The organism is Streptomyces sp. NBC_00083 (assembly GCF_026343295.1).
GTDB lineage: Bacteria > Actinomycetota > Actinomycetes > Streptomycetales > Streptomycetaceae > Streptomyces.
The window spans coordinates 3,366,281-3,389,580 of sequence record NZ_JAPELY010000001.1 but is presented as its reverse complement, the minus strand read 5'-3'; the positions used below and the strand labels follow the sequence as shown (position 1 = coordinate 3,389,580).

At 70.5% G+C, this 23,300-nt stretch carries 26 protein-coding genes; 11 read left to right on the top strand and 15 right to left on the bottom strand.

What is annotated here, in order from left to right:
- Window positions 1-152 precede the first annotated feature (152 nt).
- Together OOJ98_RS15195 and OOJ98_RS15190 are read left to right on the top strand one after the other, a co-directional pair.
- Window positions 153-548, top strand: a complete 396-nt coding sequence (locus OOJ98_RS15195) for an SHOCT domain-containing protein (RefSeq protein WP_267055217.1) — start codon at window positions 153-155, stop codon at window positions 546-548.
- Between the two features lie 184 nt (window positions 549-732).
- Window positions 733-2,190 carry an Ig-like domain-containing protein gene (locus OOJ98_RS15190; protein WP_267055216.1) on the top strand — a complete coding sequence of 486 codons (1,458 nt, stop codon included), beginning with the start codon at window positions 733-735 and terminating at the stop codon, window positions 2,188-2,190.
- Between the two features lie 58 nt (window positions 2,191-2,248).
- On the opposite strand, the gene OOJ98_RS15185 is transcribed toward OOJ98_RS15190, so the two are convergent.
- From OOJ98_RS15185 to OOJ98_RS15170, 4 genes are all read right to left on the bottom strand, one after another.
- Window positions 2,249-2,665: a hypothetical protein gene (locus tag OOJ98_RS15185; protein ID WP_267055215.1), complete on the bottom strand. Its 417-nt coding sequence runs from the start codon at window positions 2,663-2,665 to the stop codon at window positions 2,249-2,251.
- A gap of 195 nt (window positions 2,666-2,860) precedes the next feature.
- Window positions 2,861-4,375, bottom strand: a complete 1,515-nt coding sequence (locus OOJ98_RS15180; RefSeq protein WP_267055214.1) for a cryptochrome/photolyase family protein — start codon at window positions 4,373-4,375, stop codon at window positions 2,861-2,863.
- Between the two features lie 333 nt (window positions 4,376-4,708).
- Window positions 4,709-5,089, bottom strand: a complete 381-nt coding sequence (locus OOJ98_RS15175; RefSeq protein ID WP_267055213.1) for an FKBP-type peptidyl-prolyl cis-trans isomerase — start codon at window positions 5,087-5,089, stop codon at window positions 4,709-4,711.
- Between the two features lie 259 nt (window positions 5,090-5,348).
- On the bottom strand, window positions 5,349-5,798 hold the full coding sequence (locus tag OOJ98_RS15170; protein WP_267055212.1) for a hypothetical protein: 450 nt from the start codon (window positions 5,796-5,798) through the stop codon (window positions 5,349-5,351).
- A gap of 267 nt (window positions 5,799-6,065) precedes the next feature.
- Here OOJ98_RS15170 and OOJ98_RS15165 point away from each other — a divergent pair, with 267 nt between their 5' ends.
- Together OOJ98_RS15165 and OOJ98_RS15160 are read left to right on the top strand one after the other, a co-directional pair.
- The gene (locus OOJ98_RS15165; RefSeq protein WP_267055211.1) at window positions 6,066-6,494 is read left to right on the top strand and encodes a hypothetical protein; all 429 of its coding nucleotides are present in this window, start codon (window positions 6,066-6,068) and stop codon (window positions 6,492-6,494) included.
- A gap of 112 nt (window positions 6,495-6,606) precedes the next feature.
- Window positions 6,607-8,871: an FUSC family protein gene (locus tag OOJ98_RS15160; RefSeq protein ID WP_267055210.1), complete on the top strand. Its 2,265-nt coding sequence runs from the start codon at window positions 6,607-6,609 to the stop codon at window positions 8,869-8,871.
- Between the two features lie 109 nt (window positions 8,872-8,980).
- Here OOJ98_RS15160 and OOJ98_RS15155 read toward each other — a convergent pair whose 3' ends face one another.
- Complete coding sequence (locus OOJ98_RS15155) at window positions 8,981-9,391, bottom strand: cysteine/serine endopeptidase inhibitor (RefSeq protein ID WP_267055209.1); 411 nt, start codon at window positions 9,389-9,391, stop codon at window positions 8,981-8,983.
- Between the two features lie 426 nt (window positions 9,392-9,817).
- Here OOJ98_RS15155 and OOJ98_RS15150 point away from each other — a divergent pair, with 426 nt between their 5' ends.
- The 4 genes from OOJ98_RS15150 (at window position 9,818) to OOJ98_RS15135 (ending at window position 15,240) form a co-directional block, all read left to right on the top strand.
- Entirely contained in the window at window positions 9,818-10,528 is a 711-nt protein-coding gene (locus tag OOJ98_RS15150) for a M15 family metallopeptidase (protein ID WP_267055208.1), read from the top strand.
- Between the two features lie 343 nt (window positions 10,529-10,871).
- Entirely contained in the window at window positions 10,872-11,672 is an 801-nt protein-coding gene (locus OOJ98_RS15145; RefSeq protein ID WP_267055207.1) for a DUF4239 domain-containing protein, read from the top strand.
- 335 nt (window positions 11,673-12,007) lie between these two features.
- Window positions 12,008-14,575, top strand: a complete 2,568-nt coding sequence (locus OOJ98_RS15140) for a phosphocholine-specific phospholipase C (protein ID WP_267055206.1) — start codon at window positions 12,008-12,010, stop codon at window positions 14,573-14,575.
- 233 nt (window positions 14,576-14,808) lie between these two features.
- A complete protein-coding gene (locus tag OOJ98_RS15135) occupies window positions 14,809-15,240 on the top strand; it encodes a cytidine deaminase (protein ID WP_267055205.1) in 432 nt (143 codons plus the stop codon).
- 39 nt (window positions 15,241-15,279) lie between these two features.
- On the opposite strand, the gene OOJ98_RS15130 is transcribed toward OOJ98_RS15135, so the two are convergent.
- The 8 genes from OOJ98_RS15130 to OOJ98_RS15095 all read right to left on the bottom strand — a co-directional run bounded on the left by OOJ98_RS15130 (window position 15,280) and on the right by OOJ98_RS15095 (window position 19,092).
- Window positions 15,280-15,675, bottom strand: a complete 396-nt coding sequence (locus OOJ98_RS15130) for a gas vesicle protein K (protein ID WP_267055204.1) — start codon at window positions 15,673-15,675, stop codon at window positions 15,280-15,282.
- On the bottom strand, window positions 15,668-15,886 hold the full coding sequence (locus OOJ98_RS15125) for a gas vesicle protein (protein WP_267055203.1): 219 nt from the start codon (window positions 15,884-15,886) through the stop codon (window positions 15,668-15,670). The genes OOJ98_RS15130 and OOJ98_RS15125 overlap by 8 nt, the downstream gene beginning before the upstream one ends.
- Window positions 15,883-16,746 carry a GvpL/GvpF family gas vesicle protein gene (locus OOJ98_RS15120; RefSeq protein ID WP_267055202.1) on the bottom strand — a complete coding sequence of 288 codons (864 nt, stop codon included), beginning with the start codon at window positions 16,744-16,746 and terminating at the stop codon, window positions 15,883-15,885. Before OOJ98_RS15120 ends, OOJ98_RS15125 begins: the two co-directional genes overlap by 4 nt.
- Complete coding sequence (locus OOJ98_RS15115) at window positions 16,743-17,174, bottom strand: gas vesicle protein (RefSeq protein WP_267055201.1); 432 nt, start codon at window positions 17,172-17,174, stop codon at window positions 16,743-16,745. The genes OOJ98_RS15120 and OOJ98_RS15115 overlap by 4 nt, the downstream gene beginning before the upstream one ends.
- Before the next feature lie 15 nt (window positions 17,175-17,189).
- The gene (locus OOJ98_RS15110; RefSeq protein ID WP_267055200.1) at window positions 17,190-17,438 is read right to left on the bottom strand and encodes a gas vesicle protein GvpG; all 249 of its coding nucleotides are present in this window, start codon (window positions 17,436-17,438) and stop codon (window positions 17,190-17,192) included.
- Between the two features lie 64 nt (window positions 17,439-17,502).
- The gene (locus OOJ98_RS15105; protein ID WP_267055199.1) at window positions 17,503-18,222 is read right to left on the bottom strand and encodes a GvpL/GvpF family gas vesicle protein; all 720 of its coding nucleotides are present in this window, start codon (window positions 18,220-18,222) and stop codon (window positions 17,503-17,505) included.
- Window positions 18,223-18,225: 3 nt separating this feature from the next.
- Window positions 18,226-18,684, bottom strand: coding sequence for a gas vesicle protein GvpJ (gvpJ, locus tag OOJ98_RS15100; RefSeq protein WP_267055198.1), 459 nt, complete (start codon window positions 18,682-18,684; stop codon window positions 18,226-18,228).
- 27 nt (window positions 18,685-18,711) lie between these two features.
- The gene (locus tag OOJ98_RS15095; protein WP_267055197.1) at window positions 18,712-19,092 is read right to left on the bottom strand and encodes a gas vesicle protein; all 381 of its coding nucleotides are present in this window, start codon (window positions 19,090-19,092) and stop codon (window positions 18,712-18,714) included.
- A 217-nt stretch (window positions 19,093-19,309) separates the two neighbouring features.
- Here OOJ98_RS15095 and OOJ98_RS15090 point away from each other — a divergent pair, with 217 nt between their 5' ends.
- Together OOJ98_RS15090 and OOJ98_RS15085 are read left to right on the top strand one after the other, a co-directional pair.
- The gene (locus tag OOJ98_RS15090; protein ID WP_267055196.1) at window positions 19,310-20,332 is read left to right on the top strand and encodes a histone protein; all 1,023 of its coding nucleotides are present in this window, start codon (window positions 19,310-19,312) and stop codon (window positions 20,330-20,332) included.
- A gap of 3 nt (window positions 20,333-20,335) precedes the next feature.
- Complete coding sequence (locus tag OOJ98_RS15085; RefSeq protein WP_267055195.1) at window positions 20,336-21,442, top strand: SRPBCC family protein; 1,107 nt, start codon at window positions 20,336-20,338, stop codon at window positions 21,440-21,442.
- A gap of 80 nt (window positions 21,443-21,522) precedes the next feature.
- On the opposite strand, the gene OOJ98_RS15080 is transcribed toward OOJ98_RS15085, so the two are convergent.
- Window positions 21,523-21,696: a CsbD family protein gene (locus OOJ98_RS15080; protein WP_267055194.1), complete on the bottom strand. Its 174-nt coding sequence runs from the start codon at window positions 21,694-21,696 to the stop codon at window positions 21,523-21,525.
- A gap of 189 nt (window positions 21,697-21,885) precedes the next feature.
- Entirely contained in the window at window positions 21,886-22,422 is a 537-nt protein-coding gene (locus tag OOJ98_RS15075) for a hypothetical protein (protein ID WP_267055193.1), read from the bottom strand.
- A 211-nt stretch (window positions 22,423-22,633) separates the two neighbouring features.
- Here OOJ98_RS15075 and OOJ98_RS15070 point away from each other — a divergent pair, with 211 nt between their 5' ends.
- A complete protein-coding gene (locus tag OOJ98_RS15070) occupies window positions 22,634-23,182 on the top strand; it encodes a GNAT family N-acetyltransferase (RefSeq protein WP_267055192.1) in 549 nt (182 codons plus the stop codon).
- The last annotated feature ends 118 nt before the right edge of the window (window positions 23,183-23,300 follow it).

Here is a 23,300-nt window from a genome sequence, read left to right as displayed (position 1 = left end):
CGGCCGCCGGACTGCGGTTCTCCCGCCGTGTGCAGGCGCAGTGCCGACGTGCTGCGGGTGTGCCGCTCCAACGTGCGGCGCAGCCGTCCGACGTGCGGCCTCGTTGCTCCGACTGTATGAATGAGGGAGGACATCCATGATCGGAGTGGAGCATGGACGACTATCCCCTTCTCAACCTGTTCTGGACCATGTTGTGGCTCTTCCTGTGGGTCATGTGGTTCTTCCTGCTGTTCAAGGTGGTCACGGACATCTTCCGGGACCACAGCCTCAGCGGCTGGGGCAAGGCGGGATGGCTGATCCTGGTGCTCGTACTGCCCTACCTGGGCGTCTTCGTGTATCTGATCGTCCGGGGCAAAGGCATGGGCGAACGGCACGTGGCGCAGGTCAGGGAGAACGAGGAAGCCGTGCGTGAGTACATCCAGAAGGCGGCGGGCTCCGGGAGCGTTCCGAGTTCGGTGGACGAGCTGAGCAGGCTCGCGGCGCTCAAGGACAAGGGCGACATCACCCCGGAGGAGTTCCAGCAGGCCAAGACCAAGCTGCTGGCCTGACCACGGCCCGAGCCGCACATCCCGGCCGCGACGGTTGGTGCAACCGGGCGGTCCCCTGCACCCGTTCGGGGTCATCGTCGACGGCGCGGTCATATGATCTTTCCTGAGGTCTGCTCTGATGACGCCACCCCGCTGTCGATGCTTGGGAGGCCACACGGTGAGACCCCGGGTCAGGAACTGGAGCATGGCGCTCGCCGCGGCGAGCGCCATGACGATGGCTGCCGCGGCGCCCATGCCCGCCTCGTCGCGCCCTGCGCCCTCGACCGTCCCCCTCCTGGCGGATTCGGCGCTGGAGGCTCTGATGGGCAAGGAGCCCACGGGCGGGCGGTGCGCCGGGAGTTGTCCCGTGGGCTCCTGCTCGACCACGGGCTTCTGGGACGAGAACCGGCTGCACCGGAGCGACGACTCCGACCGGCGCCAACTGCTGCTCCAGCGCGCCGACTTGGGCTCCGGGGCGAGGACCTCGTCGACCGGAACGACCGGAGCCGCTCCCTCGGCCGAAGCGCCGGAAGCGACCGGGACCGCCGATGCCGCCGATGCCGCCGAAGTGGCGGATGCGGCCGATGCGCTGACAATCAGGCTGCGCGCGGACGGCCGGCTCACGGACGTGAGCGTCATTGACACCCTGGGGCGGCACCTGGCAGGACGGATCAGTGAGGACGGTGCCTGCTGGCACAGTACGGCTCCGCTGCGCGCCGGTACCCACTACCGGATCCGGGCCACTGCCGAGGACCAGGACGGCACCGCGGGGCAGGCCAGTTGGGCCCTGGCGACCGCGCGGCCACGGCCGGGCAGCCGGCTCACGGCCACCTTCGGTCCTACGGCCGGGGTCTACGGAGTGGGACAGCCCGTGGTGGCCGAACTGTCCCGGCCGGTCCCGGCCGACGACCCCCAGGCACGAAGGCTCGTCGAACGGTCCCTCCAAGTCACCTCGCAGCCCTCGGTGCAGGGCGCCTGGCACTGGGTGGACGACAGCACGCTGCACTACCGCCCGCGGACGTACTGGCCCGCCCACGCCACGATCCAGGTGCGCAGCGGCCTCGACCGGGTTCATGTGACGGACTCGCTGTACGGCGGGGCGTCCGAGCCGCTCACCCTCACCACCGGGGACCGGATCGAAGCCGTCACCGACGTCGCGGCGCACGAGATGACCGTGAAGCGCAACGGCCGCACGGTCAGGACGATCGCCGTGACCACCGGCAAGCAGGGATTCCGCACGCGCGGAGGCATCAAGGTGGTCCTGGGCAAGGAGCGCGCGGTGCGGATGCGGGGCGATTCCATCGGCATCGCCCGTGGCACCAGCGACTTCTACGACCTTCCGGTCTCGTACGCCACGCGCCTGACCTGGAGCGGCGAGTACGTCCACGCCGCTCCCTGGTCCCTGGAATCCCAGGGCTCCGAGGACGTCAGCCACGGCTGCACCGGCATGTCCACGGACGACGCCGCCTGGTTCTTCAACACGGTCCGCCCCGGCGACATCGTCGACGTCGTGCGCGGTTACGGCACTCCCATGACCGCTTTCGACAACGGGTACGGCGACTGGAACCTGACCTGGAAGCAGTGGCGTAAGGGCAGTTCGCCGGCCGTCGCGTACCCGTCGGCCAATTCCGCGGTCCCCGCGCGCCTGCGCCCCATGGCCTGACGGCCGTTCCGCTCGCCGGCCGACCCCGCGGACGGCGCCGGCCGCCGGAAGGATCCGGTCAGTGGGGGCGCGGGTAGACCCCGCACGAGGTGATCGGCTTGCCCTTCGCGTCGTCGAGGCAGACGCCGGCGTAGGAGCCGCCCCCGACGACGTCCGCGGGCAGCGTGGCGGGGACCGAGGTCACCGTGTTGCAGTGGGTGCTGCTGCTCCTGGCTCCCAGCGGGTTGGCGTAACCGTCGAACACGCTGTACCAGGCCCGTCGGCACCCCTTGGACGTCAGCGTCCCGGTGAACGTGGCCGAGCGGTTGTACCAGTGCAGGGTGCCCTTGATGGAGCTGCCGGCCCCGTCGGTGACGTACACGGCGGAGGTCGGCACGGCGGCGGGAGCCGCAGCGGCCGACGGCGCGGCGAGCGCCGTGGATGCTGCCAGGACCGCGGTCGTGACGAGGGCGAGAACGGGAGGTCGGCGCAGCACGGACACGTCTCCTTCATGGTCGGCGGGACGTCGTGACGAACGCCCCCGAGGCGGCACGGTTGCCCGGAGCTTAGCGCCCCGGCCGGTCGTCGTCGGGCCACGTGAACGCTCCTCGCGCAGGTGACGCGGGAGGCAAGCATGCGCCATGCGTAACCGGGACCCTGGCGGGGGAAACGCCGGGCGCCCACCGGGGCCTCAGTCGTCGCGTGCGGCTTCCTGTTCCAGGAGTTCGTCGAGGTCCCGGAGGCGGTCCAGGCCGCGTACCGCCTGTGTCATCCGCGCGTTGCGCTCGAACCGGTCGCGGTGGCGGTGCAGCAGGTTCCAGTACCCGGCCGTGAACGGACAGGCGTCCTCGCCGACGCGCACGGACGGCTTGTACCGGCACGGGCCGCAGAGGTCGCTCATGCGGTCGATGTAGGCGCCGCCGGAGGTGTAGGGCTTGGTGGTCATGCGCCCGCCGTCCGCGTACTGGGACATGCCGACGACGTTCGGCACCATGACCCAGTCGTAGCCGTCGACGAAGCTGCGGTGGAACCAGTCGGTCACGGCCCGTGGCTCCCACCCCCGTTGCAGCGCGAAGCTGCCCAGGATCATCAGGCGCGGGATGTGATGCGTCCAGCCGGTGGTCCTGACCTGTTCGAGGACGTGGGAGAGGCAGTTCGCCTCCGTCCCCGCCGGCGACAGCTCCGTGAACCAGTCGGGGAGCGGCGCACGATGGCGCAGGACGTTGCTGCCGCGGTACCGATCGCCGAAGTACCAGTAGAGGTGCCAGACGAACTCGCGCCATCCGGCGATCTGCCGCACGAACCCCTCGACGCTGTTGAGGGGTGCGTCTCCCGACCGCAGGCGTTCCTCGGCCAGTTCGACGCACTCGGCCGGGTCCAGGAGACCGAGGTTGAGCGAGGAGGAGAGCAGGCTGTGGCTCATGGTCGCGTCTTCGGCCAGGACCGCGTCCTCGTAGGCTCCGAAGGTCGCGAGGCGGCGGTCGGCGAAGCGGCGCAGGGCCGCGAGGGCCTCCCGGCGGGTGGCGGGGAAGCCGCGCGGAGCGTCCTCGCCCACGAACTCGACGTCGCCCTCACGCGACCAGCGGTCCAGATCGGCACGCACCTCCGCGTCGATGTCGCTCTCCCTCGGCCGGTAGGGCGGGGGGACGTCCAGCGTGCGGGCGCCACGCGGTGGCGGCTGACGGTTGTCGTGATCCAGGTTCCACCGGCCACCGGCCGGGTGGTCGCCCTCCATCAGCAGGTCGTGGGTCTGGCGGACCCACCGGTAGAAGTCCTCCTGGCGAAGGCGCTCGGCACCCCCGTGGCCGTCCGCCCAGGTCCTGAACGCGTCGTGGGTCACGAGAAAGCCGCGCGCGGGCAGAACACGTACGGAGGGAAGCGACCTCACGAGGGCGAGGGCCCCGTGGGAGGTGGGGTGGTGGACCGTGATCCCCCCGTCCTGCGCCGCCTGGCTCAGGCCCTGCCGATAGGTGTCCGCCTTGACGTACCGCACCCTGTCGCCCAGCTCGGCCGCGCGATGGCGCATCGCCGAGAGGATCAGGTGTGCCTTGGCCCGGTGGAAACGCCGCCGCCGGAAGACCGCGCGGGACTCGATCATCAGGAGCGGCGCGTTCCGGTGGGGGCCACCGCGGGCCGGGTCGACGAAGTGCGGGCCGAGCTGGTCTCCGAAGAGCCAGTGGACCGCCGTGTGTTCTTCGGACGCCATACCGCTCCGCCTCGTCGCCGTCGCCTGCCGGGCCGGTCAGTCGCCCGTCACGGCCACCTTGCCCCGGCCCGACGGCACTGCCGCGCGTTGAGGCGCCTGCGCCACACGGATGGCCCCGATGACATGGGCCGGGGTGTGCCCAAGTTGTGCGTCTCCTCGGCACGGCGGGAGTGACCAACCGTGCCGGCGGCGGTCCGCACGGGCCGCGGCCGCTCGCGCGCCGGCGGGGGGCGCGCCGGGCGGTCGTGTCGCAGGAAGCGCGGGCGACCGGCGGATGGGGCCGGGCCGCCGTGGCGGGCGGGCCCCATCCGCCGAGGTCCGCGTCGGTCGCGGTTACTTCACCGCGAGCAGGTCGACGACGAAGACGAGGGTTTCGCCCGGCCTGATCGCCGCCCCCGCCCCGCGGTCGCCGTAACCCAGGTGCGCGGGGATGACGAGCCGACGGCGGCCGCCGACCTTCATCCCCTTCACTCCCATGTCCCAGCCCTTGATGACCTGACCGGCCAACAGGTCGAACTCGAACGCCTCTCCCCGGTTCCAACTGGCGTCGAATTCCTGCCCCGTCGAGTGCGCGACGCCGACATAGTGGACGGAGACCCGGCTGCCCTTGACCGCCTCGTCCCCCTCCCCCACCCACAGGTCCTTGATCTCAAGGAGCTGCGGCGCCCTGCCCTGCGGAACGTCAACCACAGGCCGTTCCAGATCCCTGCTCATCGGCCACACTCCCCATCAACCGGGCCCCGCGAGTCCGGGGCCGCGTCTCACGTCGCCACTGATCGTCCACGGCGACCCGCACACGCTACCGACTCCCCGACGGGGCACGCGCCCCGCGGTCTTGACGGCCAGGTCCGCCAGGGCCTTCGCACGCGAAGACACCGCACCGGCCTTCCTCGGCCGGTGCGGTGTCTCCTGTCGGAGCATCAGGAACGTGCGGGCCAGGACCAGGCCTCGCGACCCGGCGTCCCCGACCGGGTCAGCGGGGCGCCCTCGGCCGGTCCGTGAGCAGCGACCAGATCACGAAGACACCGATGGCGATGGCGATGACGGCCCAGATCGGCTGGTAGGGCAGCCAGATGAAGTTCGCGACGATGCTCAGCGCGGCAAGGCCCACACCGAGGGCGCGGGCCCACTCGGCGCCCTTCAGGATGCCCGCTCCGGTGATCACGAGGAGCACGCCGATGACCAGGTGGATCCAGCCCCAGGTGGTCAGGCTGAACTCGTAGGTGTAGCCCCCGATGCGCGCGTACACGTTGTCCCTGGCAATACCGGCGATGCCGTTGAGCACGGCCAGCACACCGTCGACGAACAGCAGGACCCCGGCGAACACGGCGCCGCCGCTCGCCCATGGGGCGCCGCTCGGCCTGTCGTCGGTACGGGGAGGTGTGGATGACGGTCCCCCCGGCGGGGGCGCGGTCTGTGCCATGACGGCCTCCTTGGCAGCGCGTCGGCGGTCTCGACGTGCCCGACGTTCCGCCTCACCGAGGGCGTATGCCACCCGCATAGGGCCATTCGAGTGAACGTGCTCCGCGTGATCGACCGGTTCGGAGCGGCCTCGGCACCACGTTCCGCGAACGTGCGGCGAGACGCGGAGCGCCGCCCCTGACCCAGCGGCGCGGCATGACGTCTGTCATGCGGAGTTGGTGCCGGTGCACACTGCCGAGGCGGCACGCCACGGACGTACGTTCTGGGCATGGACCTCACCAAGAACGCCTCGTCCCCCGCCCACCGCACCGAGTGGAGTGTGTCCCTGCTCGGCGGTCTGCGGCGCCAGGGTGCCTACGCGGCGCGTGAGCGCATCGTGCACGTTGCCGCGGTCGGCGGCGCCACGGTGGACTACACCGACGCGACGCTCCCGGCAGGTCCCACGCGCCTGGTGAAGGTGTCCCTCGTCGGCGGCGTCGAGCTGATCTGCCCCGAGGGCGCCTCTGCCGAGGTCGACGCCTTCGCCCTGTTCGGAGGGGTCGACCTGACCGTTCCGGCCGGTACGACGGTCGAGGTCAAGGGGTTCTCTCTGTTCGGCGGGCGCAGCCGCGCCCTGGCGGGCGAACCGGGCGGCGCGGTGGTCACGGTGCGCTCGTATGCCCTGGCCGGTGGCGTCAAGGTGCGCAGGGGCCAGTAGCCGCAAGGGGTGGGCGCGCCGGCCTCCGCGGCGACGGCGCTCCTGGGAGCGGATGCCGCCGAACCGCGGTGTACGGCGCCCGGTCCCGCGACAAGGTGCCGGGCATCGGACGATGAGTGATTCTGGAGGGGTGTGGGGTGCCCCCGCCCGTCGGGCACCGGCGGCCTATGCCGCCGCGGGCCGCCGGGCCGTACGCGTGACGCTGGCCGCCGCAGCCGGGTTCTATCTCTTCCGGTACGGTCTCGGCCAACCCGTCGCCGCGACCTACGCCCTGTTCGCCGCCGTCGCCGTCGGCGGGCTCTCGCGCATTCCCGGCACCGGGCGCCAGCGTGCGGCCACCGTGGTCCGGGCGCTGCCGGTGTGCTGGCTGCTCGTGGTGGTCGGCACCTATCTGTCGGTCAGGACCTGGTGCGCGGTCGCCGGGATGCTGCTGATCGGGTTCGCCCTGGCCTTCGCCGCCGTCGGGGGGCCGCGCCCGGCCGGAGCGGCGCCCGGCCTGCAACTGCTCTACATCCTGCCGTCCTTCCCCCCGTACGACCCCGGCTCGCTCTCCGAGCGGCTGATCGGCACGACGGCCGGCCTGCTGCTGTTCGTCGCCGTCGAAGCGCTCGTCCTTCCCGAGCCCGCGCCGCCGTCGTACCGGGCGCGGGCCGCCGATGCCGCGCTGACCGCCGCCCGCACCGCGCACGTGCTCACCACGCCCCCGTACGCCCTGACGGCCGACGGCCTCCGCGCGGCACAACGAGCCGGCCAGGAACTGCGGCTGCTGACCGTCCCGGAGGCGGAACGGCCCGCGGGGCCCTCGGCGCGCGACCGGGCCCTCACCCACACCGGCCTCGCCACCCGCACCCTGCTCGGCCGGCTCGCGCTGCTGCCCCCTGCTCCGCGAACACCCCCGCCGCCGCAGGTCACGGCCGTACTCGCGGCGGTGGCGGACCTGGCGAGAGCCACGGCCGCCTGCCTGCGCGGGGGCCCGTCACCGGTCACGCCCTACGCCCGCCTCTCCACGGTCCGCGCACGCCTGTCGGCCCTGTCCGCCGGCCTCCCGGTCCCTGCCGGCGCCGCGCCGGCCTCCCCCGCGTACTCCCCCGCGATGCTGCGACGGCACGCCGCCGTCCTGGAGATCGCCGACGCGGCACTCGCCCTGGGCACCGCAGCAGACCTCGCCACGCACGGGCGGCACCGCTCGATCACGGCGGCGCCCGGCCGCTTCTGGTACGCGTCACTGAGGAGCCCTGCCCTGTGGTGGCACCGGATCCAGGGCCACGCCGGGCAGCGTTCGGTGTTCTTCCAGAACGCGGTGCGGCTGGCCCTGGCCCTCACGGCGGCCCGGCTCGTGGCCGGCCTGGACACCCTGCCGCACGGATTCTGGGCGATGCTGGCGACACTCACCCTCACCCGTACGACCGTGGACGAGACCTGGAGCACCGTACGCACCGCGCTCACCGGCACCTTCGTCGGCGCTCTGGTGACCGCTGCGGTACTGATCCTGTTGGGCACCGACACCGGCTGGTACGCGGCGGTGCTGCCCCTGTGGATGCTGTTCGCCTTCACCGTGGGGCCGGTCAGGGGCGTCGGCTGGGCGCAGGGACTCTTCACCGTCCTCGTAGCCCTGGTCTTCGCCCAACTGTCGCCTCCTACCTGGCACTTGGCCGAGGTCAGGATGTTGGACGTGCTCATCGGCAGCGCCATCGGAACCGTCTTCGGCCTGCTGGCCTGGCCACGCGGCGCCCACGACGAGCTGCGCCGCACCGCGGCCGAACTCCTGCGCAGGGCGGCCGAGACCGCGGTGGCGACCGCGGCCGCGGTCGCCGACACGAGGCCGGCAGAAGAAGCGACGGCGGCGGCCGGTCCCACGGGCTCTGCGCCGCCCGCCGTCCCGGGCCACCACTCGCTCCAACACGCCGTCATCCTGGCCGAGTCCGCGTACGCTCAGTACCAGAGCGAGCCCACACCCTTCGGGGGCGCGGCCCGTGGCGCGGCGCCGCGCCAGGTGGACTGGCAGGCGACCCTGATCGCCGGACACCACGCCCTGTGGGGTTCGGCCCGGCTGCTCGAACCGCCACAGCCGCGGCTCGGTCCGGTGGCCTCCGCCTCCGTCGCGGCGCTGGGCGAGCGGGTGGCGGGACGGATGCTGCTGGCCTCGGCCGCGCTCGACCCCGGGGACGACACGCCCACGGCGGTCCTGCGGCCCTTGGATCCGGCGCTCGCCGAACTCGCCGTGGAACCGCCCGACGCGCCCCGGTTGTACTACGCCACCGAGTCCTGGCTGGGCTCGCTGCTCACCGACCTGACCCACATCGCCCGCGCCCACGACCGCCCCGCCGAACCCGGCACGCCCGACCCGCCCGGCGCATCCCGGCCACCGCACGTGTAGACCGCGCCGACCTGTCCCCCTCCTCCGGATGCGGTGCCGAAGGGCCGCCCCGTCACCGGCCGCCGGACCTCTCCCGATCGATCCGGCGCGAACTCGCTCCGGTTCCGGGCTACTTCACGAATTTCCAGGTGACCCCGTTGAGGACGCCGACGTCCAGCGCCGCGAACTTGCGGAACGCGGTCTGGCTGAGGTCGATGTGCGTCGAGGCGCAGGAGAGGCACTTGTCCCGCACGGGCACCCTGATCGTCTTGCCCTGGTAGGTGACCTGGACCGAAATCCCTCTGCAGAGCGGGTCGTTGTTGGGATTCGCGGTGGTCCACCAGGCAGGCGACACGGCGACGAGGTCCTGACTCGACGCGTCGATGACTGTGCCGCAGGCGCCGTACCCCTTGTCGTTGTAGTACGTGGCCTTACCGGACATCGACTGGCCGATGGGTATGTCGGCGTGCGCCGTACCGGCGCCGAACGCGACACTCACCACCGCGGCAGCCGCGACCCCGCTCAATCTCCCGACCTTCATACGCCGACACCTCGTTCCCCTAGCGGCACTCCTCATCTGAGAGCGCTCTCACACGGCGGGAGCATGGTCGGCGTCACCACGGATCCTCAAGGACTCGCCGGGACGAATGGCGTCAACACGCCCTGAATCCAGTGCACTTGGCTCCCAGGGATGGGGCATCTGACTAGGCAGGGAAGAGCGCGGGAGCGTCGGCCCCGGGCGCTCGGCGCGACACCGGAAGAAGGCGCGATGCGGGCGTCGCACGTCGCGCCCGGACCGGCAGGGCGCGTGCGGGCCCGTCCCGACCACCGAGCGCAAGCCCTGCCCAGCCCCTTCGAGCGCTCGCCATCGGGAACGATCGCCGCATTCGGGGGAAGTTTCCGGACACTCCTCACCATCGCCGAGAGCAAGCACCATCGGGCCACCCGGACGCGCTATGCCTGTCCAGTGATCAAGATTCGGCCCCGTACCGTCGTCGCCGCGCTCGCGCTGTGCGCCCTGTCCCTCTGCGGGCTCCCCGGCCCCGACGCCGAGGCACGCCCGCCGGGCCCCGCCGGGACGCCGGGCCATGCCTTCGACACGCTCGACGCGCTCGACGCGGTCGTCACCGACGTCCCGCAGGCGAAGCTGGGCCTCAGCTGGCACCCGGGCTGCCCGGTCCCGGCGTCCGGGCTCCGGCTCGTGCAGCTGAACCACTGGGGTTTCGACGGCCAGGTGCACCGGGGCGAACTCGTGGTGCGCGACCGGGCGGTGGCACCGCTGCTCCAGGTCTTCGGGCAGGCTCTGCAGGCCAGGTTCCCCATTCGCCAGATGCGGGTGATGGCCGAGTTCAACGGCAACGACGAGGCGGCGATGGCCGCCGACAACACCTCGGCGTTCAACTGCCGCCAGGTCACCGGCGACCCGTCCGAGGTCTCGCAGCACTCCTACGGGGACGCGGTGGACATCAACACCCTGGAGAACCCGTACGTCGATGTGAACGAGAAGGTCTACCCTCCGGCCGGCGCCGCCTTCCTGGACCGGTCGCGGCAGGAGAAGGGCATGATCCATCGGGGGGACGCGATCAGCACGGCGATGCGCGCGATCGGCTGGAGCTGGGGCGGCCGCTGGAGCCCGCCGGACTACCAGCACTTCTCGGCGAACGGACGCTCGGCCTGACGGGCGACCGTCGCCCGGTTCGGGCTCATCTCCGCCCCACGGTGACCGCGTCCCGGCCGATCCCGAAAGCCGCGCCCCTCTGGTGGGCGCCCTGCTTGTAGCCGTACGCATCGGCCCCGGTCCTGCTCCCACCCGCCCGGAGCGCGGTCGTGATCTCGACCAGGTCCAGCGCGCTCGCGCACCCGTCCATCGGCCGGGACGGCGCCTGATCCGTCTGGCGGATGAGACGTCCCCCGTGTGGAGGCGAGGGAACGTTTCCGTCCTTCCGCGGGCCGCACCGGCGTCGAAATGATCACGAGCCCGGCCCATCCGCCGGGATTCCCAGACTCCGGAGGTGGCCCCTGTGGTCCTCGTTATCGTCGTCGCCGTGCTCGCCCTGCTCGCCGGCCTCGCCGCCAACCGCTGGCTCCGGCCGCGTCTGCTGAACGTCGACGACACCGAGGGGATGGCGGTCAAGGACCTCGTGGGCCCGCTGCTGACGATGACCATCCTGCTGCTGTCCTTCGTCCTGGTCACCGCCAACGGCTCCTATGGCAGAGCCGAGAACGCCTCCAGGGGCGAGGCCCGCGCCCTGGACCAGCTCGTCGAGACCGCGGACTACGCCCCCAAGGCCGAACAGGCCATCGTCCAGGCCGACGCCGCCTGCTACGCCCGTGCCGTAGTCGCCCAGGAGTGGCCCGCGATGTCCGACGGCAACGGATCGGCGGCGCCCAGCGTGTGGTCGACCGACCTGCGCAAGTCGTTCAAGAACGTGGTCGGTCAGCCGGTCTTCGGCATGCTGGTCGCCGCCGACAACAAGCGTTCCGACGAGCGCGACGAACGCCTCACCCAGGCAAGCTCCAGCATCCCCAGCACCATCTTCTGGTTCCTGCTCGCCACCCTCGTCATCACCGTCGCCGCCCTGGGCGTCTGCCTGCCAAGGAAGAACAACCGCGGCCAGCTCATCACCCTCATCGTCATCACCGCCCTGATGACCACAGCCCTGCTCATCATCCGCGACGTCGACCGGCCCTTCGGCGGCGTCATCGATGTGGCACCGACCGCGATCACCGACGTCCAGCACCAGGCGGAGCGCGACTTCACGGCCAACCACCCCGGCACCGACCTGCCCTGCGACACCGACGGCAACCGCCGCACCGCCTGAACCACGAGCCGAAGCCCTGGCATTCGGGCGTGCCAGGGTGGCTCCCGCTCCGGGGAAGGCCGGGTTGGCAACGGCGCGGCGGTGGTGGTTCGGGACCCGCGCAGCCATTGATAACGAATAGATAACCGGTCTAGCCCGATGGTGCGCTCGTGTTCCGATGGCGTTCAGAGAAGGTGCCGCCGAGAGCCACCTGGGGGCGCCAAGGTCTTGGCGAGCGGAAGCAAGCAGGAGCGGTTCGATCCCCTTGCCGGACCGACCTCTTCCAACTCGCCTTTATCCACGGGCGAGTTGGCCCACCCCCGACCGCAGAACGACCCGACCCCAGGGAACTTCACATGTCTGCCAGACCCGAAGGCCACGCACCCATAGGCCACGCACCGGAATGCAACGCACCTGAAGGCGATGCCCGCATCGCCGACACCCCGCAGGGCAACGGCTTCAGCCGCCGCAGGTTCCTCGGCGCCGCGGCCGGCGCCACCGCGGCCGCGACGCTCCTGCCCGCATCACTGCGCTCGGCGGTCGCCGTGGCGGCGTCCGGGACCTCGCTCGGCGACGTCAAGCACATCGTGATCCTCAGCCAGGAGAACCGGGGGTTCGACCACTACTTCGGCGCCTACCGCGGCGTCCGCGGGTTCAACGACCGCAACGCCCTCAAGGTCAACGGCAAGTCCGTGTTCACCCAGGGGGCGGCGAAGACCCAGCCGTTCCGCATGAACTGGACCTCGACGTCGCCGTTCTGTGTCGCCGCGGGAAGCCAGGACTGGGCGTCCGACCACAAGTGGTGGAACGCGGGCAGATGCGACCAGTGGCTGCTGTCCGAAAGCGGCGTCAAGATGGGCTACTTGGGCCGTCACGAGCTCTCCTTCTACTGGGAGCTCGCCGACGCCTTCACCATCTGCGACAACTACCACAAGTCGTCGTTCACACAGACCAATCCGAACCGCCTGTACATGTTCACCGGCACCAACGGCATATCGCTGCCCGGCGGCCCGGTGGCGATCGACAACTCCTACAACGCGGGCAATCGCACCCTGACCTGGAAGACCACGCCGGAGCGCCTCTCGGAGGCCGGCATCAGCTGGAAGTTCTACCAGCAGGGCCCGCTCGGCGGCGACGGCGGCAACTTCGACGACAACCCGCTCGTCTGGTTCGAGCAGTACCAGGACCCCGCGAGCGACCTCTACCGGCGTGGGATGCGTACCGTCTCCGACATTCCGGCCGCTCTGCGGGCCGACGTGGTGGCGGGCACGCTGCCGCAGGTCTCCTGGATCGTGGCCGACTACGCGGAGTCGGAGCACCCGGAGGCCAAGCCGCCGGCCGGTGAGGCATTCACCTCGAAGATCATCGACGCTCTGTACGCGCCCTTCGACGGCTCCCCGCACGGCGTCTGGGAAGACACCATCTTCATCATCACCTACGACGAGGCGGGCGGCTTCTACGACCATGTGCCGCCGCCCGTCCCGCCGTCGCCCGCCAGCGGGAGCGGCAGCAAGAGCAATGTGGGCGTCGACGCGAACGGCGTGGTCACGGGAGAGATCCACCAGAACGTGCCGACCGGACCGGGCTGGCGCGTCCCGATGATCGCCGTGTCGCCCTGGAGCACCGGCGGCTTCGTCTGCTCCCAGACCTTCGACCACACCTCGCTCCTTCGATTCCTGGAGACCTGGTCGGCGGCGGTCGGCAAGCCGTTCACCGAAACCAACATCAGCCCGTGGCGCCGAGCCGTGTGCGGCGACCTGACCTCGGTGTTCACCTTCTCGTCGCCCGGCGGCTGGCCCGCCGTGATGCCCGATCCCAGTCCGCTGGGCGGAGCCATCGGTGCCGCCTGCTACACCGTCGGCGTTCCCTCGAACCCGGTCGCCGCCACGCAGGAAGCCGGCACCAAACCAGCCCGGCCCCTGCCCTGGCAGCCCAATGTGGTCGGCCGCACAAGTGGCGCCGAGGGCCGCTTCTACCTCGACATGACCAACACGGGAAGCGCAGCCGTCACCTTCACCGTGCTGCCCAACGCCATCCGCACCGACGGCCCCTGGCACTACACCGTGGGCGCGCACACCACCACGACGCCGCTGTCCGACTACTTCAGCAAGGACGACCGGTTCGACGTCTCGCTGTACGGGCCGAACGGCTTCCACCGCCGCTTCGCCGGCAAGATATCCGCCCCGCTGGTCGAGGTAGCCTCCAGCTACGCCGCGGACGCCTCGCAGCTCACGCTCACCTTCACCAACCTGCGCTCCTCGGCCGTCACCGTGACGGTCACCGACGGCGCGTACCTCACCGGCGGCCCCTGGACGGTCGTCGTCCCCGCGTCCGGCACGGCGCGGGCCGACTGTCCCACGGACCACGGCTGGTACGACCTGACGGTCACCACCTCCGTGGACACCTCCTACGCCCGCCGCCTGGCCGGCCACATCGAGAACGGCCTGCCGAGCATCACGGACCCGCTTCGGGGCGCGCTCGCTCCCCTCTCCCGAGCGGGCTGGACCGTCACGTACGCGGACAGCGAGGAGAAGGCGGGCGAGAACGGCGCGGCCGTCAACGTCCTCGACGGCGTCATCGGCACCATCTGGCACACCCAGTGGTCCGCCGCCAACCCCGCACCGCCGCACGAGATCCAGCTCGACATGAAACAGACGTACCCTTGCGCGGGCCTCCAGTACGTACCCCGCCAGGACGGCAGCAAGAACGGCACCATAGCCGCGTACGAGATCTACATCAGCGCCGACGGAACCAGCTGGGGCGCTCCGGTCGCCACGGGCACCTGGGCCGCGGACACCACCCCCAAACAGGTCGCCTTCACCAGCGCTGTCGATGGCCGCTTCGTGCGGCTCCGGGCCCTGTCGGAAATCAACGGCAGCCCGTGGACCTCGGCCGCCGAGATCAACGTCCTCACCCGTCAGTAGAGCCCCGTCGAAACCCCTCCCGCAGCGCCTCGGTGAACACTCATGGCCCGCTACGCGCGCGTCTTCGGCTCGAGTGGAGCGTGTCGCCGTCCATGTCCCTCACCCGCGCGCCTCCCCCTACGGGAGACTCAAGCTCCACTCGGTCCGACGGCGGCCGTGCAGCGGTCACTTGCCGCTCGCGCGCCACCGTCATGTGGGCCGACGTCGTCCAACACCTCACGAAGGCAGACCAGATGACCACGCAGACCGACGACCACGACGTCGACCACGAGCTCGTCGAGGCCGCAGCCCACGTCGCGCGGACACGCTGCCGGGGCGACCACCACACCATGGCTGCCGCGGGCCGCGCCCGGGACGGCCGGATCATCACCGCAGTGAACGCCTACCACTTCACGGGCGGCCCCTGCGCCGAGCTGGTTCTGATCGGCGCGGCAGCGGCGCAGGGCGCCTACGAGCTGGAGACGATCGTCGCGGTGGGCGACCGCGACCGAGGGGTGGTTTCCCCGTGCGGACGATGCCGCCAGGTCCTCCTCGACTACTTTCCCGCCGTACGAGTCATCGTCGGAGCAGCGGACGGGCTCCGGACCATGTCCATCACCGATCTGCTCCCCGCGAGCTACGTCTGGGCCGACCATCAGCTCGATACCGACGCCGCGCAGTTCTAGGGTCCGCGTTCGTCGGGGCGTGCGAGCAGCTTGTTCGCATCAGGCGCGGGGCGGGAGCAGGGGCCCGAGCGGGCCGAGGTCCAGGTTGAGGTCTTCCAGCGCGTAGCCGTGTTCCGCGCACAGGTCGGACAGGCGGTCGTGGAGGGCCATGAGGGTGGCTCCCAGCTCCTCCTCCTGATCGTCCGAGAGGCCCCCCGCCTCCACGCGGCGCAGCGCCTGACGCTCGATGAGTTGGCGCAGGAGTTCCACCAGGGTCAGGACGAGTTTCAGGAGGTCCTCTTCCACGGTGTCGCGGTCGGTGTACAGGCGGCGGGCGGGCCGCGGGGACGGGTCGGGCGTGGGAGGTGCCTGAAGGAGGCTGAACGCGTGGGATATCGCGTCGCCGACGTCGTGCAGGCCCGGGTCGGCGCCCTGGGGGGTCCGCTTCTCACTCATGGTCGGGGATCTCCTCCGCGTCACTCCCTGGCAGCTCCGAGCTCACGGACACGATGAGTGCGCGCAGCGATATCCGGACCAGGTCGATGTCGGCGATGGACAGGACGATGTCCCCGGTGATGACGACGCCACCGCTGAGCAGCCGGTCGAGGAGGTCCACCAGGGCGACTTGGCGCCCTGGCAGCGGTTCCTCGTGGTGCACGACGCTCATCGGCGCCGCTCCTGGCCGGCGGGGGCATCCCGCTCCTCTTCGGAGGGCGTCATGGCGAAGGAGTACGGAGCCCACGGGCCGGTGACCTCGACACGGATGCCGTCGAAACCGAACGTGGCTTCCTCGACAGCGGCCTTGAAGCGTTGTCCGTCCTCGTCCGGCACGAGATAGGCGTCGTTGAGGACGTTCTCCGCCGGGCCGTTCAGGGCGCCGCTCTGGACGGGGTGACTCACGCGGTGGGTGGCGTACTGGGAGGCTATGGCCTCCAGGGCTGCCGCTGCCTGTTGGGCCTGACTGTAGCGGGCTTCGACGGCGTGCTGCTGCGTCCTGCGTCGTTGCAGGTACGCCTTGCCGGGCGAGGCCGAGACCGGCTCCGGGCCCTCGGCGCCGCTTGGTGCCTCCGCGGGATCGGTGACGGGGGCCAGATAGATCTTCACGCCGAATTCGGTGTGGGCGTCGAGCTGGTCAAGCCGCGCGGTGAAGGGCGTGTGCTGCCGGCTCAGAGCTTGGCGGGCCCGGTCGTCGTCCTGGTAGACAGTGGCCATGCGCAGGGGCAGGACCGTGGCGCGCGTGGCGAGTGCCTGCACGACGTCGTTGTGGGCCCGCGCGACGCCCTCCAGCCATTCGAGGTCTTCGAAGTGGACCTTCAGGTCGTGCTCGTTGAAGTCGTCGGCGGGCACGTGGCTGGCCAGGAAGGCCAGGGGTGCGCGCCGGGTCTCGGGGGCGGACGAGGCGGGCTCGGCCAGTGGGTGGACCGGCGCACCGTAGACGCCGCGGAGATCGGTGAGGGTGTCGCGCAAGGCATCGGTGAGGTAGGCCGCCGCGTAGACGTAGGTGAGGGTGCTGCCGCTGTGGCTCACCGCGCTCGCCTCCGGGGCGGCCCGCTGTCGTCCTCGTCCTCGGGCTCCCGGTCGGCGGTGTCCGCCGCCGCTTCGCGCGGGGCGCCGGAACCCGTACCCGTGCCGCGCAGTTGTTCCAGTTCGGCGCGCAGACGGCGGTTCTCCTGTTCCAGCGGGCTGCCGGTGTGCCGGGAGGAGAGGGAGGGGTCGTGCTCCCACCAGTCGATGCCCATCTCCTTCGCCTTGTCGACGGAGGCGATGAGGATCCGCAGTTTGATGGTCAGCAGCTCGATGTCGAGAAGGTTGATGCGGATGTCGCCGGCGATGACGATGCCCTTGTCGAGGACTCGCTCCAGAATGTCGGCGAGGCTGGAGGAGCTCTGCCCGTAGGACGCGGGGGCGGCGCGGGAGGGGAAGGATCCGAGTCGGCCGGGGAGCGGTTCGTTCACGATGGCGGCCTCCTGTCATCCGCGGCGTTGGTGGAACTCGTTGATTTCCGCCAGCCGGTCCAGGAGCTGGTCCTCGTACCGGTCGAAGGTGTCCTCGTCGATCTCGCCGTTGACCAGGCGCCGCTCCAACTCGGCGAGTTCGCGCCATATCGGCGCCGGGTCGTAGTACTCGTTCTCGGCTTCCTCCGTGACGCGCTGGGCGGCCCAGACGACGGCCCGGACCGGCGCTGCGGGGAGGGTGACCAAGTACGACAGGAGGCCCATGGTCGTCGTCCTCCTCTCCTGGTGATGGGGCGAGCGGTTGATGGGGTGGGCGGTTCCGAGGCGGTCACTGGACGAAGCTGTAGGCGGGCAGCGGTCCGGTGACGCGGAGGTCGACGCCGTCCGCGATCTGGTCGGAGAGCCCCTGATGGGCGGTGAGGAAGTCGTCCTTCTTCTCGTGCGGAACCAGCAGGGACAGGTTGACGAAGTCGGGGTAGACCGGCGGGTGCACGACGTGTTCGCGGGCGTATCCGGTCAACGCCTGGATGAGTCCCGCGCCGAGTGCTTCCTGGCGTTCCTGGATGTCGCGGGCCACGAGTTCCCCGAGCGCGAGGGGCAGTTGCGGGTCCTGATCGCCTGCGCGGATGCGGTCGTTGAGTTCGCGGGCCTCGGCGGACTCCTCGAGTACGTCCCGCAGGAGCTGGTCCTCGTCCTTCTGGGACGCCCGCACGTGGTACTCCGCGCAGCCGTCGAGCCGTTCGAGGGTGTCGAGGTAGGCGGCGGTGTTCGCATCGAGGGCCTGGCGCACCTCCTGGTCGTCGGCCGCGACGTAGCCGAACTGCATCGGCAGGACGACCGCACCGGCCATGAAGTGTTCCTGGACCTCCTGGTGGATCTGGAGGTCGCGCCGCTTGGGCCTGATCTCCTCCGAGATGTCGCTGACGACCGCGGTCAGAGGCCCTGAGGTGATGGTGCGGACCGGGGCCGGGTCGGCGCCGACTCCCGTGAGGCCGTCGGGACGGCGCGGGTGGTCCTTGCCCGTGATCGCGTACACGTAGAGCGCCATCGCTCACTCCTTCTCGCGGCGCACCGGCCGCCGGGCGGGACGCCGGCGCCGCGGCGCGGGCTCCTCTTCCTCCGGCTCCTCTTCCGGCTCGTCATCCTTCTCGGAGCGGCCGGACAGGGATTCGGTGACGGCTTCGACAGCGCCGCTGAGCGCGCCCTTGGACTTGCCGTGGGCGCCGCCCTCCATCAGGCCGCCGACGACCTCGGGCAGCTGTGCGGGCGCCTTGCGGCCGGCTTCGAGGTCGAGGCGGTTGCAGGCTTCCGCGAAGCGCAGATAGGTGTCGACGCTGGCCACGACGATCCGCACGTCGATTTTGATGAGTTCGATGCCCACCAGCGAGATACGGGCGAAGACGTCGATGACGAGCCCGCGGTCGAGTATGAGTTCCAGTACGTCGTAGAGGTTGCCGCTGCCGCCGCCGCCTCTGCTCATGCTGCTGCCGCTCTGCGGCACCATGGTCATGGCGCCTCCTTTCCCGGGGCGGCCCTGCTAGGTCGGCCGGTCGATCATGCCTCTGCTGTAGCGGCGGGTCCGCTCGTAGGAGACCAGCGCTCCGCGCGAATCCAGGGCCACTTTGTAGCTGGCCATCACGCTGGTCGTGTCGGGGATGCGTTCCAGTTCGACCACCTCCACCTGTGCCTCCCACCCGTCCTCGGTCGGTTTGAGCGAGGTCACGGAGTCGGGGACCCGGCCCAGGAGTTGGGCGAGCTGCCCGGCGGCGGAACGCATCGCGGCGGCCGCGTCCGGGACTCCGGCCCGGTCCTTCTTGGCGGGCGCGCGGCGGGGCGCTGTCCTGTCCGCGTCGTCGGCGTCCTCTGCTGCCGGACGCGGGCGGGCGCGGCGCGGTCGTGCCGGTTCTGGTGCGGCCATCGGTCACTCCACTGAGGGAACACAACGTGCCGAATACAATGCCATCATATATGTACATATCACTCTCGCCTCGGGGGCAGAGGGCGTCCAAGCCTTCTGAGCGGGGCGGTCTCCCTGCGTCGGCAGCCCACATCACGAGCACACCGGCGTAGCCGCGGACCCCGGACGTTCCCGGGCGGCGCGCACGCAGCAGCCCGGGTGGAAGGGATTGCAGCTCATGCAGGACACGACCAAAATCACCCTCGCGGCCGCCGTGGCCGGGGGCTATCTACTGGGACGCGCCAAGAAGGGCCGCCTCGCCTTCTCCGTGGCCACGTACCTCGCGGGACGGCGCTTCGGTCTGGACCCCGCCCAGCTCATGACGCAGGGCCTTGCCAAGCTCAAGGAAACGCCGCAGTTCGCCGAGATCAGCGACCAACTGCGCGGCGAAGCCCTCGATGTCGGGAAGAAGGCGCTGAGCGCGGCCGCCAACCGCAAGCTCGCCGACCTCGCCGACTCCCTCCACCAACGCACCCTCGAACTCGGCAGCGCACAGTCCGGCAAGGACCAGGACGAGGGCGAGGAGCCGTACGAGGACGACGAGGAGTACGGCTCCTACGAGGACGAAGAGGACTACGAGCGGCCGCGGGACGAGGCCGACGACGAAGCGGAACCGGAGGAGGAGCCGGAGGACGAGGAAGGCGAAGACGAGTACGAAGACGAAGACGAGGCTTACGAGACGGAACCCGAAGACGAGGAAGAGGAAGAGGAGGACGAGCAGGAGGCTCCCCCTCCGCGCAGACGCAGTCGCCCTTCCCCCCGCTCCCGCGGCACCGCCGATTCCGAGCCCTCGCCGCGCCGGCCCACACGGCGCCGCAGCCCTTCCACATCCTCGGCACCCGCGAAGAAGACCGCGGCGAAGAAGACTCCGGCCAAGAAGAGCGCGTCCTCCCGGAGTGGCGGCCGCCCGGCTACGGCCAAGAAGAGCGCGTCATCCAGGACCGACGGCCGTACCGCCGCCGCGAAGAAGACCGCGCCGGCCAAGAAGACGGCAAAGAAGACGGCCACCAAGCCCCCCGCGAAGAAGGCGAGCACCAAGAAGACCGCGAGCGGGCCCGCCCGTAAGACCGCGGCGAAGAAGACCGCGGCGCGGACACCGGCGCGCAAGACGCCCGCGAAGAAGACGGCCGCCAAAAAGACGACGGCCAAGAAGACGGCAGCGAAGAAGACGGCGAGCCGCAGGCCGTCCGCGGGGAGGTAGGCCATGGCACAGTCACAGCGATCCGGAGGACAGCGATCCGGAGAACGGGACAACAAGTCAGGACTGGACCAGCTCATCGAGGAAGCGACCTCGTTCCTGGGGGCCCAGGCCGGACAGCTGGCGGACAAGGCGACCGACAAACTCTGGGACGTCACCGACCAGCTCCAGGACGTGGCCGACGGCAAGGGGAAGCTCTCCGACGTCGCCGGCATCGGGGGCCGCTTGCTGCAGGGCGACTCCCCCGTCAAGGCCATGGTCGGCCAGAAGCTCGGCAACGTGAAGGACACGGTCACCGACGCCGCATCGAACCTGTTCGGCAAGGGCAAGAAGGGCCGCAAGGGCGGCGGCAAGGTCATCAACATCATCGAGTTCATCGACGTCGGCCTGCCACTGCGCACGGTGTACGACCACTGGACGCAGTACGAGGACTTCAGCACCTTCGCCAAGGGCGTACGCAGCGTCTCCCGCAGCGACGACACCACCAGCGACTGGAAGGTGAAGGTCGGCCCGTCCACGCGCGGGTACAAGGCCACCGTCCAGGAACAGATCCCGGACGAGCGGATCGTGTGGACCTCCGAAGGGGCGAAGGGCAGCACGCGCGGGTGTGTCAGCTTCCACGAGCTGGTGCCGACACTGACCCGCATCGTGGTCGTCGTCGAGTACTACCCTTCCGGCCTCTTCGAGAAGACCGGAAACATCTGGCGCGCTCAGGGACGACGACTGCGTCTGGACCTCAAGCACTTCCTGCGGCACGTCTCGCTCACCACCGACGAGGCGGAAGGCTGGCGCGGCGAGATCCGTGACGGTGAGGTCGTGCGCACACACGAAGAGGCACTGGAGGAAGAGGAGCAGGAGGGCCAGGACGAGGACGGCACCGGGGAGGAGGGCGACGACGAGTACGACGACGAACAACCCGAGCAGGACGACTCCGAGCCCGAGGAGGAGACGGACAACCCGGAGGACGACGAGGAGGGCGACGAAGAGTACGAGGACGAAGAGCCCGAAGAGGACGAAGAGCCCGAGGAATCCGACGACGACCGCGAGGACGATGAGGACGACGAGGAAGAGGCAGGGACGCCACGTCGTGGACGCAGGCGGCAGCGGCGCTGACCACCGCGACCGCAGAAGGGCCGGCACCCATCGCCGGCCCTTGCTCTGCGATCCCCCGCGCTCCGCTCCCCCGGCACTTCTCAGTGCTTCAACGTGTCCTTCCCCTTCTGCACGGTCTGCTTGGCATCCCCGGCGATCTGCTCACGAGCCCCCTTCGCCTCCAGGCTCTCGTTCCCCACAGCCCGGCCCGTGGTCTCCTTCATCTTGCCCTTGGTCTTCTGGGCCGCGTTCTTGACCTTCTTGCCAGCCGTCATCCTCAACACCTCCACGCCGCACAACAGCGTCCATCGGGCCCCCAACCCCTACCCATGCATATGCCAAATACACATGCAAAACGGATAAACCATGACTGTCGGGAGGTCGCCTGGATTGAACGCGACACCCGGCACCAGCCGCCCGGGGGCCTCCCTGGCCGAGCTCGACTCCACCGCGCCCGAGCGTCCTTACGTCCCGGAGAACGTCCGGCGGCGATAGGACTGTGCCGCGACGGCCAAGCCGATGCCCCACACCAAGAACTGCGGGATTCCGTAGACGGGGATCCAGGGGCTGAATATCCCGTCGTCACTGAAGTCATTGACCGTCTGCACCGCTGCCCAGACGGTGTACACGAGGAGGAACACCGAGACCGTGAAGGCCGCGCCGGCCAGCATCCGGCGCGGCACCCTGCGTCCGGCGAGGAACGGGGTCCACCCCGGGAACTCCAGCCCCCACGGCCGCACCAGACTCAATGCCAGGATGCCCGCAAGGAGGGCCAGGCCGCTGAGTACGAAGAGGTACGGCCCGCCACCGACCGCGTACCACTCACGGAACTCCTCCTTGTGTGCCCAGAGGGGAATCCCGAGCGCCCACACGGCGTGGAGCGGGATGAACCCGGCGGTCGCGGAGAGCGCCGAGGCATAGGCGGCTCGGACGGCCCACCGGGGCGGGGAGGGAACCTCTGCAACTGCTGTCCCTGAACGGGAGATGGCGCATTCGGACACGGACGGGCCTCCTGACGCGTTGGAAGACGGTGTCCCGAGACACGGTTCCACGGCCCCGCATCCCCCGGCATCGAGCCCGGGACTGACGGTCACTCACCCTCTGAGCCGACCACGACGCCGGCTCCTCCCCCACGCGACGGAGCCACCCTCATCCCCACCCGGCAGCTCCTTTCCGCCGTACGAGACGGCGACTTCCGATAGGTTGCCCGCCATGAGTGAGCTGGGGCCCGTCGCCTGGCCGCCTGCTCCGATCAGGACAGAGCGGCTCGTACTCCGCGCTTCCGAGGCGCGGGACCGTGCGGCGTTCATCGAGGTGTTCGCTTCCGCAGAGGTTCGCACCTTCCTCGGTGGCGCTCTCCCTCGCGAACACCTGGAACAGACGGTTCCCGAGGTCCCCGGGCGACGCCCCGGCCTGTTCGTGATCGAACTCGACGGATCGATGATCGGCACGGTCTCGTTCGATCGACGCGACGCGGAACGTCCGGGGCACGTCCGTGCGGAAGCCGGAGAGGCCGAGCTCGGCTATATGTTCCTGCCGGAGGCGTGGGGGCACGGCTACGCCACGGAGGCGTGTGGGGCGGCACTCGACTGGTTCGCCCGCACGCTCCCCGGCGAGCCAGTGGTGCTCTGCACCCAGACCGCCAACACGCCCTCACTCCGCCTCGCGGCCAGGCTCGGCTTCACCGAGGTGGAACGGTTCGAGGAGTGGGACGCGGAGCAGTGGTTCGGAACGCGGTCCTCGGCCACGCCGTCCGACTGAGCTCGCGCCGCGTCCACGTCTGGGATCTCGCCAAGGCTCACGCCGCGGTGGAAAGACGCGGAAGGCCCCGCACGGAACCGCGAGGCCGGGGTTCACGTGCGGGGCCGTGTTCACGGCG